We start from the raw sequence: 16,375 nt of genomic DNA on the forward strand, positions 1-16,375 counted from the left end.
TGACGGTATTCCGCACTGCGCAGTACTGTGCAGTGCGTGGACACCGTCAAGAACGCGATAGACCCGCGGCTATCCCGTCGAGGATGTCGTGCTCGCTGGCGATGACCGCGCCCTGCTGCGCCAGCTCCATGACGATGCGCAGGATCAGCGCGCCGGCGCCGATCACGTCGGCCCGGCCGGAGTGCATCACCGGGAGCGCCAGCCGCTCCGCGACGGTCATCCGCAACAGGCCGGCCGTCACGCGGGCCACGTCGTCGTAGGAGATCCGGGCGTGGTGGATGCGGCTCGCGTCGTACCCGGGCAGGTCGAGAGCCAGCGCCGCGACGGTGGTGACCGACCCGGCGAGGCCGACCAGCGTTCCGTTTCCGACGACCCCGAGGGCCCTGCCCACCGCGGTCGTGATGTCGCGCTCGGCCGCGGCGATCTCCGCCGGCGTGGGCGGATCACCGCGCAGGTGCCGCTCGGTCATCCGCACGCATCCGATATCGACGGAGATCGCGGCGTCCACCTCGGTCACACCGGTGATGAACTCGGTCGACCCGCCGCCGATGTCCACCACCAGCTTCGTGTCGCCGCCGGTCAGGTCGCGCACCGCGCCGAGGAAGGACAACGATGCCTCCTCGTCGCCGGTGATCACCTCCGGCGCGACGCCGAGCACCGATTTCACCATCGCGCGGAAGTCGTCCGCGTTGGACGCGTCGCGCGACGCCGAGGTCGCCACCATCCGCACCCGCTGGACGCCCAGCTCCGCGATCTCGGCCGCATAACCCAGCAGAGCTTGACGGGTACGTTCGATCGCCCGCTCCGACAGCCTCCCGGTGCGGTCCACGCCCTCGCCGAGCCGCACGATCTCCATCCGCCGGGCGACGTCCGAGCCCTCGTCGGAGATCAGCAGCCGGATCGAGTTCGTGCCGCAGTCGATCGCCGCGACCCTCATAGGTGCAACAGCATTCGCGTGTTCCCCAACGTGTTCGGCTTGACCCTCTCCAGGCCCAGGAACTCGGCCACACCCTCGTCGTACGAGCGCAGCAACTGCTCGTACACCGGATGCGGCACGGGCGCGCCGTCGATCTCCTGAAAGCCGAACGACGAGAAGAACCTGGTCTCGAAGGTGAGGCAGAAGACGCGGGCCACGCCCAGGCTCCGCGCGACGCCGATCAGCTCACTGACGATCCGGTGGCCGATCTTCTGGCCGCGGAACTCGGGGTCCACGGCGACCGTCCGGATCTCGGCCAGGTCCTCCCACATCACGTGCAGAGCGCCACAGCCGACGACTCTTTCGTCGTCCACCGCGACCCAGAACTCCTGCACGCTTTCATACAGGGTCACCGTTGCCTTGCTGAGCAGCCGGCGGTCCTCGGTGTAGGTGTCCACCAGTCTCCGGATGGCCTTGACGTCCTTCGTCATGGCCCGGCGGATCTCTACACGCACGGCGCGGCCTGCCACCACGGCTCGATCGCCTTTCGGACCTCATCGCCGAAGGGGTTGACCCCTTCGCCCGCCGCCAGTGCGTGCGCGAGATGGACGTGCAGGCACTTGACGCGGTCCGGCATGCCGCCGGCGCTTACCCGGGTGATCTCGGGAACGTCCTCGATCTGTTTCCGTCTCGCCAGGTAGTCCTCATGCGCCTTGGCGTAGTGCGCGGCCAGCTCGGGATCGGTGGACAGGCGCTCCTGCATGTCCCGCATGACCCCGGCCGACTCCAGGCGGCTGCACGCGGCGGTGGCGTGCGGGCAGGTCAGGTAGTACAGCGTCGGGAACGGCGTGCCGTCATCCAGCCGCGGCTTCGTCTCCACCACGTCCGGGTTGCCGCAGGGGCAGCGGTGCGCCACCTTCTCCACGCCGCGGGGGCGGCGGCCGAGCTGCTCCTCGACGACATCAAGGTCATCCACTGTTACTTGGGCTCCGTATTGGCTGCTTCGACGCTGGACCACAGCGTGTCGTACCACTTGTCGGGCGGCGCGGCGGCCGGCGTCTTGCCGGCGTCGCGGGCGGCGCCCTCGGGGTCGTTCAACACGATCAGGGGGATCTCGCCGGGACGGACGTAGAAGAGGCGGGCGCGGGCCTGATCCCCGACATACACCGGGTCCTGCCACTTCGCCACCTCCTGCGCCTTCTCCGCGATCACCGCACGCTGGGCGTCCTGCGCCGCCTTCATCTTCGCGATCTGGGACTCCTGCGCGAGGTAAGTGCGCACCGGGTACGTGTACGCCAGCACGAGCGCCACCAGCAGCCCGACGAGAACCGCCGCTCGGCCGGTGAACGCCTTGGGACGCGGGGCGACCGTACGCTTCACCGCGCTCTTCGTGGCCGCCGTCCGGCGAGCCGCGACCGGCCTGGCCGCCTTGGCGGTGGCCCTCGGCTCGACCCGGGTCGACGCGGTGTCGCGGACCCGCACCCGCTGAGTCGGCCGGGAAGCGCGGCCCGGGCGCCGTGCCGGACCCTGGCCGCTCGGCATGCGGCGCTGCGTCATCCCTGCCCTCCCCCGGCATCACCTGGTCATGGAGTTGCGGCACCACCTACGGAGAAAGTATGCCCCGGGAGGTCGATGCCACAACTCACATGATCCGTCGTCCGAGGGCTATGCGGTGCGGTAACGCGGGAACGCACCCGCTCCGGCGTACCGTGCCGCGTCGCCCAGCTGCTCCTCGATGCGCAGCAGCTGGTTGTACTTGGCCACCCGGTCCGAGCGGGCCGGGGCGCCGGTCTTGATCTGTCCGCTGCCGACCGCGACGGCCAGGTCGGCGATCGTGGTGTCCTCCGTCTCACCGGAACGGTGGCTCATCATCGTGCGGAAGCCCGACCGGTGCGAGAGGTCGACGGCGTCCAGCGTCTCGGTCAGCGAGCCGATCTGGTTGACCTTGACGAGCACGGCGTTGGCCGCGCGCTCCGCGATGCCGCGCCCGATGCGGGTCGGGTTGGTCACGAAGAGGTCGTCGCCCACGATCTGCAGCTTGTCGCCGAGCTGAGCGGTCAGCGCCGACCAGCCGGCCCAGTCCTCCTCGGACAGCGGGTCCTCGATCGACACGATCGGGTAGGTCTCCGCCAGCTTGGCGTAGTAGTTGATCATCTCCTCGGTGGACTTCGGCGAGCCCTCGAAGACGTACGAGCCGTCGGAGTGGAACTCCGTGGCCGCCACATCCATGGCGAACACGATGTCGGTCCCGAGGGTGAAGCCGGCGGCCTGCACGGCCTCGGCGATCAGGTCCAGCGCCGAGGCGTTCGACGGCAGGTTCGGCGCGAAGCCGCCCTCGTCGCCCAGCCCGGTGGACAGACCCTTCTTCTTGAGTACGGACTTGAGCGCGTGGTAGACCTCCGCGCCGGTCCGGAGCGCCTCGGAGAACGTCGCGGCCCCGATCGGCGCCACCATGAACTCCTGCACGTCGACGTTCGAGTCGGCGTGCGCGCCGCCGTTGAGGATATTCATCATCGGCACGGGCAGCAGGTGCGCGTTGGGGCCGCCCAGGTAGCGGTAGAGCGGCAGCCCGGCGGAGGCCGCGGCGGCCTTGGCGACGGCCAGCGACACGCCGAGGATCGCGTTGGCGCCCAGGTCGGACTTGTCCGGCGTGCCGTCCAGGTCGAGCATCTTCTCGTCGATGAGGCGCTGCTCGTCGGCCTCGTACCCGACCAGCTCCTCGGCCAGCCGGTCCTCGACGTTGCTGACCGCTTTCTCGACACCCTTGCCCAGGTAGCGGCCCTTGTCGCCGTCGCGCAGCTCGATCGCCTCGAAGGCGCCGGTGGACGCCCCGGACGGGACCGCGGCGCGGCCGATCGAGCCGTCGTCCAGCCCGACCTCGACCTCGACGGTCGGATTTCCTCTCGAGTCCAGGATCTCCCGGGCGACGATCACTTCGATGGTGGCCATCTGTCGTGTGGCTCCTTGTGCTCGTGTGCTGCCTGATCTCACGGTGTTCCGGGGCCGCCACCCTGCGGCCTCAGCCTCGCGGCCGTGACCTCGTGGCCTGGCCGTGACCTCGACCGTGAGCGTATCGAGGTCCGCTCCCGCCCGGAGCAGCGCGCGCCGCAATCCCGCCCGGCGTTCCCTCAGGGCCGGGCGGGCGGTGCCGATTTGCAGGGACATGCTTCCCACCTCAGGAACATTGCTCGAGCTGACCGCCGGCGGGGAGCCGCTGTGCGGCATCCGGGTGGTCGACCCGGTGGTCGACGAGGCGGTCATCCTCTCGATGGCACCCGCGGACGCGCCGCCCGTGGGGGCGACGGTCACGCTGCGCTGGCCGGCCGGGATGCGCGGGCGGTACGCGCTGGCGGCGACGGTGATCGAGGTGGAGGAGAGCCGCGTCCTGGTGTCGCCGGACGGGCCGGCCGAGATCGAGCAGCATCGCAACTTCGTCCGCGGCGGCGGCGGTGAGCAGGTGCTGCTGCTGCGGCCGGGCTGCCCCGACGTGCTGGGCTGGATCCGCGACATCAGCGAGCAGGGCGTGCGGGCGCACTTCACCGACGTGGAGCTCGTCGCCGGCGATCGGATCCGCCTTCGAATTCAGCTGGGCGACGAGGTCATCGAGGTGGCCGCGGTGACCGTCAAGGTCGCGTCGCTGCGGCAGTCGCTGCCACAGCGCGGCCCGATGTCGGTGGAGGTGGTCGCCACCCTGGACCCGGGCGAGCCCCAGGCGCGCATCATCCGCCGCTACGTCTTCCGCCAGCAGCTCCTGGCCCGCACCCGCTGACCCGGCGACAGCACAGCCCCGAAGGGGCTCGGATTCTCCGCCCTAGCCGAAGGCTCAGCGGCCGGTAACAGCACAGCCACGGTTGATGGTGCGGTATTCGGTTTGCGCGGGCTTGCGCTCATCGGCTTAGGTGGTCGTCGTGCCCGCCACCCGAAGCCGCGCCGCCGCCGGTCTGCTGACCGGTCTGCTGCTGCTCGCCGGGTGCGGTGACCTCGAGGAGGCGGCCTCCGCCAAGGGCATAGCCAGCAACAACCTGGTCTCCCAGATGGTCACCCAGCTCTCCGCATCGAACACGCTGACCTACACCGCTGCCTATCATCTGGCCGGCGGCGGCGACGCCACGGTGACCCAGGCGCAGAACCCGCCGCGTACCTCGTTCGAGTACCCCTCGGGCCGGCTCCTGCTCACCGACAAGGCGACCACCGCCTGCAGCGCCGGCGCCTGCACCGTCACGGCGCCGCCCGGTGGCGGCGCCCGCCTGCCGGCCGGGACCTTCGCCGCCGCGCAGCAGACCGGCATGATCGCCCCGGCCACGGTGATCGCCCTGCTCGACACGGCCGCGCTGGACACCGCGGTGACGGTCACGCCGCACGACACGACGCTGGCCGGTCACCACGCCACCTGCCTCGACCTGGGGGGCGTCGACGACGCGAGCGCCCGCAACTTCACCGTGTGTGTGACCAGCGACGGCGTGCTGGGCACCTTCAAGGGCACGGTGACCGGCGCGGAGATCGACATGACCCTGACGGGTTACGAGCCCTCGGCCCCGGCCGGCGCCTTCACCACACCGCCAGGCGCGAAGGTCACCGACAAGCGCAAGCCGGCCTGACCTCACCCGCGGCCTTTGCCCGTCACCTCAGATCGGCGAACTCGGCGGAGGGCACGCGATCACACGCCCAGGAGGGTGCGCAAGTGACGTGGCGGCGGGGAGCCGTGGGCCAGCATCGCGTCGTGCCATGCCTTCGGCGTCGCACCGAACGGCCGCGCCGCCGCGATCGCCGACACCTCCGAATAGCCGACGAAATACGTCGAGAGCTGCGTCGACGTCAGCAACGCCCGCCGCCACTTCCCGGCCGCCTCACCGACCTCCTGATAGCCCGTGCCGGTCAGCAGCGCCATCGCCTCCGACTCCGGCATGTCCGAGCAGTGCGCCGCCTGGTCGAGGATCGCATTCAGGCTCATCCGCAGCTGCATCTTCAGCTGCTGCAACTTCACCGGCAGCCCGCCGAAGCGCAGCCCGGCCATCAGCTCCTCGGCATACACCGCCCAGCCCTCAACGAAGGGCCCCGACCAGCCCAGTGCTCGCACCCTGGTCCGCCCCCGGAACCGCCGCGCGTGGGCCAGCTGCAGGAAGTGCCCGGGCATCGCCTCGTGCACCGTCAGGTCGCGCAGCATGTGGTTGTTGTACTCCCGATAGAGCGACTCGACCCGCTCGGCCGGCCAATCGGCGGGCGCCGGCGCGATGCAGTAGAACGTCGGCATCGAAGCGTCCTCGAAGGCGCCGGGCGCATCGCAATAGGCCACCGCCACACCGCGGGCGAACGGCGGCATCTCCTCGATGACGCACGGGTCGTCGAGCACCGTCATCAGATCGTGCGAGCGGACGAACGCGGTCGCCTCGTCGAGCGTGAGCCGGGCCAGGTCCACGATGGAGGAGCTGTCGGGGTGGTCGTCGGCGAGCCGGCCCAGCGCCTCGCGGACGACGTCACCGTCCCGGGAACCGCCCAGGAACTCGGCCGCCAGCTCGCGCAGCTCGGCGCCCGCCTCGACCACGTTGTGCTGCGCCCGGGAGAGGACCTCGGCGGCGGACAGCTCGGTGTCGAGCGTGTGCCACAACCGGGCCTCCCACAGCCGCCGGCCGAGCCTCGGGTCGCGCCCCGGTGAGTCGAGCCCGTCGCGCAGCCAGGCGTCGAACTCGCTCAGCGCGGCCAGCGCGGCGGCCGCGGCCGGCTCCACCGCGGAGCGCAGCGTCGGCTCCTCCTCGATCAGCCGCGGCACCTCGTCGCGGATCAGCGCGGCCACCCCGGCGAACTGCCCGATCGCCGTCTCGGTGTGAATCTTGGGGACGTCGCGCAGCACCGCCCGGGCCGTGGCCAGCGCGTCCGGAATCGCCGCGAGCCGCCCGCCGAGGCTGGTCAGCCGCTCGTCGGCCGGCGCAAACGGCCGCGCGATCAGCGCGTGCAGCAGCGGGCCGGGGTTGTGCCGCAACGGGTTCCACTCATGCTCGCGAACGTCGGCCATCTCGAACAGCGCACGCTCCACCCGGGCCGACAGGATCGCGTGGTCGACCTGGTCCTCCGCATCGAGCGCGTCGGGGTCGATGCCGGCCAGCGCGTCGGCGGCCTCACGCAGCATCGCCTCATCGGCGGCCACCGCGCCGGGCGACAGGTCGGGCAGCCGGTCGTCGAAACGGTGGTCGCCGACGCCGGCCGCCAGATGCGGAGAGCTCTCCAGCATCGCCTCGACGATCCGCTCGGCGGTGATCACGAAGTCGGGCATCCCAGCAAACTACCCGGCCGCTACGACAAAAACGGCCCTACTCGGCCGCGCGCACGGCTTCCGCGTAGGCGAGCACGGCCCGGCGCAATGCGTCCTCGGCGTCCTCACCGGCGGCGCGCGCGTCGGCCACCCGCCGCAGGAGCGCGGATCCGAGGTCAGAACCATCAGGCAGGGGTACGTGCACCCCGGCGCGTTCGGCCCGTTGCAGGATCTTCGCCGCCAGCGCCAGCGCCGGCTGACTCAGCGCCACTCCGTCGAGCACCGAGTCCCGCGCCTTCTCCTGCTTCTTGATCCGTTCCCAGTTCTCGATGATCGCCTCGACCGAGTCGACGCTCTCCCCCGCGAACACGTGCGGGTTGCGCCGCACCATCTTGTCGACCAGCCCGGCCGCCACGTCGTCGACCGACCACCGGGACTCCTCGTCCAGGTTCTCGGCCAGCCGCGCGTGCAGCACCACCTGCAGCAGCACGTCCCCGAGCTCTTCCCGCAGCGCGTCCAGGTCCCCCGCCGCGATCGCGTCGTACGCCTCGTAGCTCTCCTCGAGCAGATACTGCGCGAGGCTCCGATGGGTCTGCTGCAGCTTCCACGGGTCACCGCCGGGCGACGCCAGCCGGTCCATCACGGCCACCGCGTCGAGCAGCCGGGCGCCGGGCGGGTCCCACGAGCCGTACATCAGCTCGAGCTCGGCCAGCTGAGGCTCGCGGGCCAGGCGCAGCCCGAGCTGCCGGGCGAAGTCCTGGTCACCGGCCGGCCCGGCGAGCCAGACGACGGTGTCGTGCGTGGCGAGTTCGCGGACCAGAAGCTCGGGGTCGGCTTCGACCACCGTGACCGGCACCCCCACCGTGCGCAGCGCCGCGGCCTGGGCCGACTCGGCGGCCGCGAGGACCGGGTGGGCGCGCAGCACGTCCCACGCCGACGCGGTCAGCAAGCCGGCGGGCAACCTCGGCGAGGTGACCAGCAGGACGATGCGCCCGCCCATCTACGAGGCGTCGAGCACCGGCGACGCGTCCGCCTCGGTGAGCGGGACGGAGACCAGGGAGAGCGGCTTGTTGTCCGGGCCGTTCTCGGTGAAGACCGGGACCTCGGAAGTGCCGTACCGCGGGTTGACCCGCACCCCGAGCTGGTCGACCTGCGCCTGGGCCTGCTGCTTGAGGGTGATCGCCTTGCCGAGCGCCGCGATCGCCTCGGGCGAGACGCCGCCCTTGAACTGCTCGTAGGTGACCCCCGGCTGCATCGCGCCGGTGGCCTCGAAGATGTCGAAGATGTGCCGGATGTCGGCGTCGGTGGCCTGGCCGGGCGCCGCCTTGTCCAGCAGCGCGGCGAACAGCAGCCGGCTCTCGGCGTAGAGCTTGACGTACTCCGCGTCGGCGGGCAGCGCCAGCGCCTGACCCACCTCGGCGAGCGGCAGCGGGTTGGGAATGGTGACCTGGGCCGCCTGCGCCAGCCGGTTGCCGATCTCGCGGCTGACCAGCACGCTCACGACATCGGGACCGCTGATCGGCACCTGGACGGGGCCGAGCGCCGCGGCCGAGGCGCCGGTCTGGGCGCCGGTCTGCCCGGCGGCGCCCTGCTGGGTCTCCAGCTTGGTGCGCGCGTCGTCGTAGATGCGCTGCACCTCGGCGATCGTGGTCTTCGACCCCGATCCCCAGTAGATCGCCACGTCGGGCTCCCGCTGGCACGCGGAGAGGCCACCCACGGTCAGGCAGGCGGCCACGGCAACAGAGGCGAGACGGCGAGCACGCTGCATGCCGTTGACTCTCTCACGTGCCCGCCTCCGCACGCCGCCGACCCCCGTGATCGGGATCATGCGGGCACCGCGGCGGGCACGTCACCCAGCACGTCCTTCAGCAACTGCGCGCACCACTGCAGCAGCGCCTGGTCGCGCAGCGGCTCGCCGCCCACCCGGCGGGTCTGCGGCCGCGGCACGCTGACCTGGTCGTTCGCGGGCTTGTAGACGGAGTCCGGGTGGTACCGCTTGAGCCGCATCTGCTTGGAGTCGGGCAGCGGCAGCGGCGAGAACCGCAGATGCTTGCCCTGCACCGAGACGTCGGTCAGCCCGTACGCCCGGGCCAGCAGCCGGAAGCGGGCCACCGCGATCAGGTTCGCCACCGGCGCGGGCGGCTCGCCGTACCGGTCGGTCATCTCGGCGACCACCTCGTCCAGCCGCGCCGCATCACGCGACTCGGCGAGCTTGCGGTACATCTCCAGGCGCAGCCGCTCCACGTTGATGTACTCGGTCGGCAGGTGCGCGTCCACCGGCAGGTCGATCTTGACCTCGGCCTCCTCCTCGGGACGCTCGCCCTTGAAGGCCTGCACCGCCTCGCCGACCATCCGCACGTAGAGGTCGAAGCCGACGCCCTCGATGTGGCCGGACTGCTCGCCGCCGAGCAGGTTGCCCGCGCCGCGGATCTCCAGGTCCTTCATCGCCACATACATGCCGGCGCCCAGCTCGGTGTGCTGCGCGATGGTGGCCAGACGCTCGTGCGCCTGCTCGGTCAGCGGCTTCTCGCGCGGGTAGAGGAAGTACGAGTACGCGCGCTCGCGCCCCCGGCCCACCCGGCCGCGGATCTGGTGCAGCTGCGCCAGCCCGAGCAGGTCGGCGCGCTCGACGATCAGCGTGTTCGCGTTCGGGATGTCGATGCCGGACTCCACGATGGTCGTGCAGACCAGCACGTCGAACTCCTTCTCCCAGAAGCCGACCATGACCTTCTCGAGGGCCTCTTCGCCCATCTGCCCGTGCGCCACCGCGACCCGCGCCTCGGGCACCAGCTCGCGCAGCCGGCGCGCCGCCCTCTCGATCGACTCGACCCGGTTGTGCAGGTAGAAGACCTGGCCGTCGCGCAGCAGCTCACGGTGGATGGCGGCGGCCACCTGCTTCTCGTCGTACCCTCCCACGAAGGTCAGCACCGGGTGGCGCTCCTCCGGCGGCGTCGCGATCGTGGACATCTCGCGGATGCCGGTGATCGCCATCTCCAGCGTCCGCGGGATCGGGGTGGCCGACATGGTCAGCACGTCCACCGACGCCCGCAGCGCCTTGAGCTGCTCCTTGTGCTCGACGCCGAAGCGCTGCTCCTCGTCCACGATGATCAGGCCGAGGTTCTTGAACTTCGTCGAGTTGGCCAGCAGCCGGTGCGTGCCGATGACGATGTCGGCGGTGCCGGCCGACGCCTCCTCAAGGGTGAGCGCCGCCTCGCGCGGCGTCTGGAAGCGCGACAGCTGCTTGATGTTGACCGGGAACTGGCCCATCCGCTCGGTGAACGTGTTGAAGTGCTGCTGGGCGAGCAGCGTGGTGGGCACCAGAATGGCGACCTGCTTGCCGTCCTGCACCGCCTTGAACGCCGCCCGCACCGCGATCTCGGTCTTGCCGTATCCGACGTCGCCGCAGATCAGCCTGTCCATCGGGACCGGGCGTTCCATGTCGCCCTTCACCTCGTCGATGGCCGCCATCTGGTCGGGCGTCTCGGTGAAGGGAAAGGCGTCCTCCAGCTCGCGCTGCCACGGGGAGTCCGGCCCGAACGCGTGGCCCTGCGAGGCCTGCCGAGCCGCGTACAGCTGGATCAGCTGCGCGGCGATCTCGCGCACCGCCTTACGTGCCCGCGCCTTGCTCTTCTGCCAGTCGGAGCCGCCCATCTTGTGCAGCGACGGCGACTCGCCACCGACGTAGCGGGACAGCTGGTCGAGCTGGTCGGTCGGCACGAAGAGCCGGTCGCCGGGCTGGCCGCGTTTCGACGCGGCGTACTCGATCACCAGATATTCGCGCTCGGCGCCGTTCACCACGCGCTGGACCAGCTCGACGTAGCGGCCGATGCCGTGCTGCTCGTGCACCACGTGGTCGCCGGCCTTGAGCTCGAGCGGGTCGATCGTGTTGCGCCGCCGGGACGGCATCTTGCGCATGTCCTTCGTGGACGCGCCACGGCCGCCGGAGATGTCGTTGCCGGTGATCACGGCGAGCTGCGCGGCGTCGTCGACGAAACCGTGGTTGAGCCCGCCGCAGGTGACCAGGAGCTGCCCCGGCTCGATGGAGGCCGGGATGCTGTCCACCGGGGTCACCCCGAGGCCCGCGTCGCGCAGCAGCTCGGTGGCGCGCTGCGCGGTGCCGTGCCCCTCGAAGACCAGCGCGACGGCCCAGCCGGCGCCCACCCAACCGGCCAGGTCGGAGGCCAGCCGGGCGGTGTCACCGTGATAGAGCGGCACCTGCTGGGCGGACACCGCGACGGCGTCGCCGAGGTCCGGTGAGACCTCGACCGGCGCATCCTCCAGCCAGGGCGTCTCGTTCGCTTTCTCCGGCTCGACGTCGGCCAGGCCGAACGGCGACACGGTCCACCACGGCTGGCGCAGTGTCGCGGCATGCGCCCGCACATCAGCGAGCGTGCGGAACGCGGCGGCGCCGACGTCGATCGGCGCCTGGCCACCGACCGCCGCGGCGGCCCAGGAGGCCTCGAGGAACTCGTTGGAGGTGCGGGTCAGGTCGTGCGCCCGCGTGCGGATCCGCTCGGGATCACAGAGCAGCACATGCGTACCGGCCGGCATGCAGTCGATCAGCAACTCCATGCTGTCGGTGCCCTGCAGCAGCGCCGGCGCGAGCGACTCCATGCCCTCGACCGGGATCCCGTCGGAGAGCTTGTCGAGGATCTCGGACAGCTCCGGGTGCTCGACGGAGAGTTCGAAGGCACGGGTACGCACCTCGGGCGTGAGCAGCAACTCACGGCACGGCGGCGCCCACAGCCGCTCGACCTGGTCGATGGTCCGCTGGTCGGCCACCGAGAAGGTGCGGATCTCCTCGATCTCGTCGCCCCAGAACTCGACCCGCGACGGGTGCTCGTCGGTGGGCGGGAACACGTCGAGGATGCCGCCGCGAACCGCGAACTCGCCGCGCTTGGTGACCAGGTCGACCCGTGCGTAGGCCATGTCGATGAGCCGGCGCGCGACCCCCTCGAGCTCCGCCTCGCCGCCCGTGGTGAGCTCCACCGGCTCGAGGTCGCCGAGGCCCTTGAGCTGCGGCTGCAGCAGGCTGCGCACCGGCGCGACGACGACCTGCAGGGGCTGCTCGCCCGGGTGCGCGAGTCGGCGCAGCACGGCGAGCCGGCGCCCGACCGTGTCGGACCGCGGCGACAGGCGCTCGTGCGGCAGCGTCTCCCAGGACGGGAACACCGCCACCCGGGCCGCGTCGACCAGGCAGCCCAGCGCGTCGGCGAGATCGTCGGCCTCGCGGCTGGTGGCGGTGACAGCCAGCACCGGACGGCCCGCCCCGCCCGCCTCGGCGGGCGCGGAGACCGCGGCGACCACAAACGGGCGCAGCGCGGCGGGCGCGGTGAGGTCGAGGGCGTCGGAGTCGGCCCCGCCCTTGCGGGCGAGGTCGCGGGCGCGGGCAAGCCCACGGTCGCGCAGGGCGGCCGGGATCAGACCGGACAGTTGCACGGGAGCTCCTTGAGGAACGGCACGGCGAACAGCCCCGCGCCCGGAACGGACGGGGGGTTGCGACCCCAAGCTTAGTCCGCCCCTGTGACAGAAGCTGGTCGGACGATTCCGACGGACAATAAGTCCGACATAACAGTCGATGACTGCCTAAGACTCCCCATCACGGATGCGGGGAGGGTCTCAGAGTGCGGGTGCTGCTGCTGGTTTCGGCGTTCAACGGGCTCAGCCAACGGGTCTGGTGCGCCCTCAAGGAGACCGGTCACGACGTCGGCGTCCTGCTTGCCACGAGCCCGCAGGACATGATCGACGGCGTCCGGAGGGCCCGGCCCGATCTGATTCTCTGCCCCTTCCTCAAGGACCGGGTGCCGGCCGAGGTGTGGCGCAACTGGCGCACCGTGATCATCCACCCCGGCCCGGTCGGTGACCGCGGCCCCTCGTCGCTGGACTGGGCCATCGCCGACGGCGCCCGGCGCTGGGGCGTCACCGCGCTGCAGGCCGTCGAGGAGATGGACGCCGGGCCGATCTGGGCCACCCGTACCTTCTCCCTTCCGCCCGCGCCGCCGCGCAAGTCGTCGCTCTACAACGGCCCGGTGGCCGACGCCGCCCTGGAATGCGTCGCCGAGGTGCTGGTCAAGGCCGCGGACCCCGAATTCCGGCCGGTGCCCACGGACGACATGCCTACTGAGGTGCCGGGCACGAAGCTGCGGCCCCTGATGCGCCAGGACGACCGGGCTTTCGACTGGGCGGACTCCAGCGAGAGCATCGTCCGGCGGATCCGCGCCGCGGACGGCGCGCCGGGCGTACGCACCGAACTCGCCGGCCTCGAGGTCTTCGCCTACGACGCGCACTTCGGGCCGGCCCGCGTCGGCAAGCCCGGCGTCATCGCCCGGCGGCGTCAGGGCGCGGTGCTGGTCGGCACGGGCGACGGCAGCGTCTGGCTGGGCCACCTCCGGGACGCCGGCCGGCAGATCAACGAGCGGGGCATCAAGCTGCCCGCCACGCACCTGCTCGGCAAGCGGCTGCGGGACGTGCCGGATTCGCCGCTGCCGCCCGGGGTGGAGCCCGAGTCGCCCGCCGCGTACCGGCAGATCCGCTATCGCCGCACCGGCCGGGTCGGGTGGCTGCACTTCGATCTCTACAACGGAGCGATGAGCACCGGGCACTGCCGGCGCCTGCTCGCCGGGCTGCGGCACGCCGCCGCGCAGGACACCGAGGTGCTGGTGTTGCGCAGCGGAGCGGACGCGTTCAGCAACGGCATCCACCTGAATGTGATCGAGGCCGCGACCGACCCGGCCGGTGCCGCCTGGGCGAACATCCGGGCGATCAACGAGGTGTGCCGGGAGATCATCCGGTGCACCCGGCAGCTCGTGATCGCCGGGTACGCGGGCAGCGCCGGCGCCGGCGGCGTGATGCTCGGGCTCGGCGCCGACGTGGTCGCCGCCCGGTCCGGGATCGTGCTGAACCCGTATTACGACATGGGGCTCTACGGCTCCGAGCTGCACACCTTCACGCTGCCGCGGCGGGTCGGCCCGGAGGTGGCCCAGCGGCTGATCGACGACAAGCTGCCGATCAGCGCCGACCGTGCGGCGGCCCTGGGCCTGGTCGACGAGGTCGGCCCGCGGCATCCCGACGCGTACGCCGATTGGCTGGCCGCCCTCGCCGACGGCCTGTCCGATCCCCGCGCGGCCCGGGCCCGGCGCTCCGCGAAGGCCCGCCGGCTCGCCGCCGAACGGGTTCCGCTCGACGTCTACGAGATGCGCGAGCTGGCCGAGATGAGCCGCGACATGTGGGCCGACCGGTCCGGGTTCGCCGCGGCCCGGCACGCTTTCGTCATGAAGAAGCGTGCCGAGTCCACCCCGGACCGGTTGCGGCTCACGACCGCCGAGGCGAAACCGATCGCCCGGCCCCGCAACCGCCGGCCGGAGATCCGGCCGGCGGTCCCGGTCAACGCCTGACGGTCAACGCCTGACGGTCTGCGCGCTCGGCGGCCCGATCGGCCCCGGGTCGAGGCCGTGGAGGGCGGGCACCCGCAGGGTCCGCTCTCCGCCGGGCGTGCCGCCGACGATGATCTTGCGGAGTGCCGAGTTGTTGCCGGTCCGCGTCTCGGCGAGCTTGCGATCGGGGTTGGCCAGCACCTCGATCCAGTACGTGCCGTTCGGCACGTCCGTGATGTCGAACGACTGCCCCGGCAGATACTGCATGTAGGTGTCGCCGTTGCCGATGTCCATCACTTCGCGCACGGCCACCGCACTGTTCCCGCCGCACGAACTGGTGAGGTCGGTGTTCGTGGGCCGCCACTTGGCGTTCGGCAGCGTGTAGTCCACCGGGTCGGTGTTGGCCAGGCAGAACGCCTCCTTGCTGGAGCGCACGGCGAGCTGCTTGTCGGCGGTCAGCAGGTTGTACTGCGCGAAGTCGGTGAAGTGCCAGTGCAGGTGACCCTCGCGCGCGTCCCACTCCATCGTGCCGACCTTCATCGAGCCGACCTCGTTGCCCGCGGCGTCGTAGAAGTACTGGTACGCGTCCATCAGGTCCTCGCCGGTGCGGCGGAACCCGTCCACCTGCACCTTGGACGTCCCGCCGTTCCAGACCGTGGCGGAGAAGGCCACGTACGTCCGGCCGTCGGGCTGCGGATCGAGCACGATCGCCCAGGCCGGCAGCGAACGCAGGTCCGGCTTGGGCCCGGCCGGAACGGCCGGCAACGTCGCGGGCACCTTGGCCGGCGGCCGGAACTCCGGGTCGAACGCCGCGACCTGGTGCTGCGCGTCGCCCTCGGCGGCGTGCTGGGCGGCGTGCTGGGCGGCATGCCCAGTCGCGCGCTTGTTCGCCTGCGGCGCCCTCGCGGGCGTGCCCCACTCACGGTTGACGACGCGCACGTTGAGCTCGACGGTCGCGTCCTCTTCGGACACGTCCAGCCACTCGCGGTACTTGTCGTTCAGCCGCACGTTGATCCGGTAGTCACCGGGCTGCAGATCGAACGGCTCCCCCGCCCAGGGCGGCTCGGTCCCGATCGGTGCGTTCCAGCCGGCCTGGACCCCCCAGACCGATCCGATGTAGAAGGGGTTGCCGAGCCAGCCGCAGTCCTGCGGGTACGGCGTGGTGGCCGGCGCGTCCGGCCGGGTCCGCACCGAGTTGTAGGAGTTCGGGCACCACGGCGTGGTGTAGTCCCGGAGCACCGCCCCGGCCGTGTCGCGAATCGTTATGGAAGTGAAGTCCGAGAAGCCGTCGAACGAGCTGACGAAGCCGGCCGGCAGATCGGTGACGTGACGTTGCCCGTCCGGGCTGATGAGAATCTGCTGCGCGGTGATCGGGTCGGCGTAGGTCCGCCGCTTGGCGCGGATCTCGACGGCATCGCGCCCGGCGATCAGGCTCACCCCGAGGTCGAACTCCAGGTAGACGCCGAATGGATCGACGTAGCGGTTCACCACCACGTCGTGCGAAGCGGCCCGGAAGGCGAGAGTCGGCGGTTCCTCGGCCGCGGCGGGAGCGGCGCCGGTCAGGACCAGGGCGGGAATTAGGAAGGCACTCAACATCCTTTTCATGGATCCCCCTCGATGTTGCGGTGGGTCACCATAGCAATTCAGAACGCGAGGCGGGGCCCCACCGCCCTCTGGTGGGAGCCCCGCCGCTCAGGAATTCGAGGTCAGCCGACGATGCCGTGCACCGGCGGAACCTCGAGGGTATTAGAATTTATAATAAAAAGCAAGAGCGTAAAGATAATGCAGATGTTGAAGTTATGTCTAAGCATTTATGGCGTGTAGAAATTGAACTTAAAA

The 16,375-nt window shown here is 71.1% G+C and carries 13 protein-coding genes and 1 pseudogene; 4 read left to right on the top strand and 10 right to left on the bottom strand.

Annotated elements, in window-relative coordinates:
* Positions 1-46 precede the first annotated feature (46 nt).
* From AB0M20_RS04755 to eno, 5 genes are all read right to left on the bottom strand, one after another.
* Positions 47-937 (bottom strand): Ppx/GppA phosphatase family protein, encoded by an 891-nt coding sequence (locus tag AB0M20_RS04755; RefSeq protein WP_364293769.1) that lies wholly within the window; start codon positions 935-937, stop codon positions 47-49.
* Complete coding sequence (locus AB0M20_RS04760) at positions 934-1,407, bottom strand: amino-acid N-acetyltransferase (RefSeq protein ID WP_364293771.1); 474 nt, start codon at positions 1,405-1,407, stop codon at positions 934-936. The genes AB0M20_RS04755 and AB0M20_RS04760 overlap by 4 nt, the downstream gene beginning before the upstream one ends.
* A gap of 14 nt (positions 1,408-1,421) precedes the next feature.
* Positions 1,422-1,892 carry a DUF501 domain-containing protein gene (locus AB0M20_RS04765; protein ID WP_364293774.1) on the bottom strand — a complete coding sequence of 157 codons (471 nt, stop codon included), beginning with the start codon at positions 1,890-1,892 and terminating at the stop codon, positions 1,422-1,424.
* Positions 1,893-1,894: 2 nt separating this feature from the next.
* On the bottom strand, positions 1,895-2,473 hold the full coding sequence (locus AB0M20_RS04770; RefSeq protein WP_364293777.1) for a septum formation initiator family protein: 579 nt from the start codon (positions 2,471-2,473) through the stop codon (positions 1,895-1,897).
* A 108-nt stretch (positions 2,474-2,581) separates the two neighbouring features.
* On the bottom strand, positions 2,582-3,865 hold the full coding sequence (gene eno / locus AB0M20_RS04775) for a phosphopyruvate hydratase (RefSeq protein WP_364293780.1): 1,284 nt from the start codon (positions 3,863-3,865) through the stop codon (positions 2,582-2,584).
* Positions 3,866-4,079: 214 nt separating this feature from the next.
* On the opposite strand from eno, the gene AB0M20_RS04780 reads away from it, so the two are divergent.
* Positions 4,080-4,685 (top strand): PilZ domain-containing protein, encoded by a 606-nt coding sequence (locus tag AB0M20_RS04780; protein WP_364293783.1) that lies wholly within the window; start codon positions 4,080-4,082, stop codon positions 4,683-4,685.
* Positions 4,686-4,824: 139 nt separating this feature from the next.
* On the top strand, positions 4,825-5,514 hold the full coding sequence (locus AB0M20_RS04785) for a hypothetical protein (protein ID WP_364293786.1): 690 nt from the start codon (positions 4,825-4,827) through the stop codon (positions 5,512-5,514).
* Between the two features lie 59 nt (positions 5,515-5,573).
* Here AB0M20_RS04785 and AB0M20_RS04790 read toward each other — a convergent pair whose 3' ends face one another.
* From AB0M20_RS04790 to mfd, 4 genes are read right to left on the bottom strand one after another with little or no spacing between them, the layout of a single operon-like run.
* Positions 5,574-7,184, bottom strand: coding sequence for a DUF885 domain-containing protein (locus AB0M20_RS04790; RefSeq protein ID WP_364293789.1), 1,611 nt, complete (start codon positions 7,182-7,184; stop codon positions 5,574-5,576).
* Between the two features lie 37 nt (positions 7,185-7,221).
* On the bottom strand, positions 7,222-8,163 hold the full coding sequence (locus AB0M20_RS04795) for a MazG family protein (RefSeq protein WP_364293792.1): 942 nt from the start codon (positions 8,161-8,163) through the stop codon (positions 7,222-7,224).
* Positions 8,164-8,931, bottom strand: a complete 768-nt coding sequence (locus AB0M20_RS04800; RefSeq protein WP_364293795.1) for a hypothetical protein — start codon at positions 8,929-8,931, stop codon at positions 8,164-8,166.
* Positions 8,932-8,987: 56 nt separating this feature from the next.
* Positions 8,988-12,602, bottom strand: coding sequence for a transcription-repair coupling factor (gene mfd, locus AB0M20_RS04805; protein ID WP_364293798.1), 3,615 nt, complete (start codon positions 12,600-12,602; stop codon positions 8,988-8,990).
* Between the two features lie 185 nt (positions 12,603-12,787).
* Here mfd and AB0M20_RS04810 point away from each other — a divergent pair, with 185 nt between their 5' ends.
* Positions 12,788-14,557: a hydrogenase maturation protein gene (locus AB0M20_RS04810; protein WP_364293801.1), complete on the top strand. Its 1,770-nt coding sequence runs from the start codon at positions 12,788-12,790 to the stop codon at positions 14,555-14,557.
* A 3-nt stretch (positions 14,558-14,560) separates the two neighbouring features.
* Here the strand turns inward: AB0M20_RS04810 and AB0M20_RS04815 are convergent, their stop codons facing one another.
* The gene (locus AB0M20_RS04815; RefSeq protein WP_364293804.1) at positions 14,561-16,141 is read right to left on the bottom strand and encodes a lysyl oxidase family protein; all 1,581 of its coding nucleotides are present in this window, start codon (positions 16,139-16,141) and stop codon (positions 14,561-14,563) included.
* 140 nt (positions 16,142-16,281) lie between these two features.
* Between AB0M20_RS04815 and AB0M20_RS04820 the strand changes: the two are divergent.
* A pseudogene (locus AB0M20_RS04820) lies at positions 16,282-16,375 on the top strand (replication initiation protein); the annotation flags it as partial.

The organism is Actinoplanes sp. NPDC051633 (assembly GCF_040681735.1).
Lineage (GTDB): Bacteria > Actinomycetota > Actinomycetes > Mycobacteriales > Micromonosporaceae > Actinoplanes.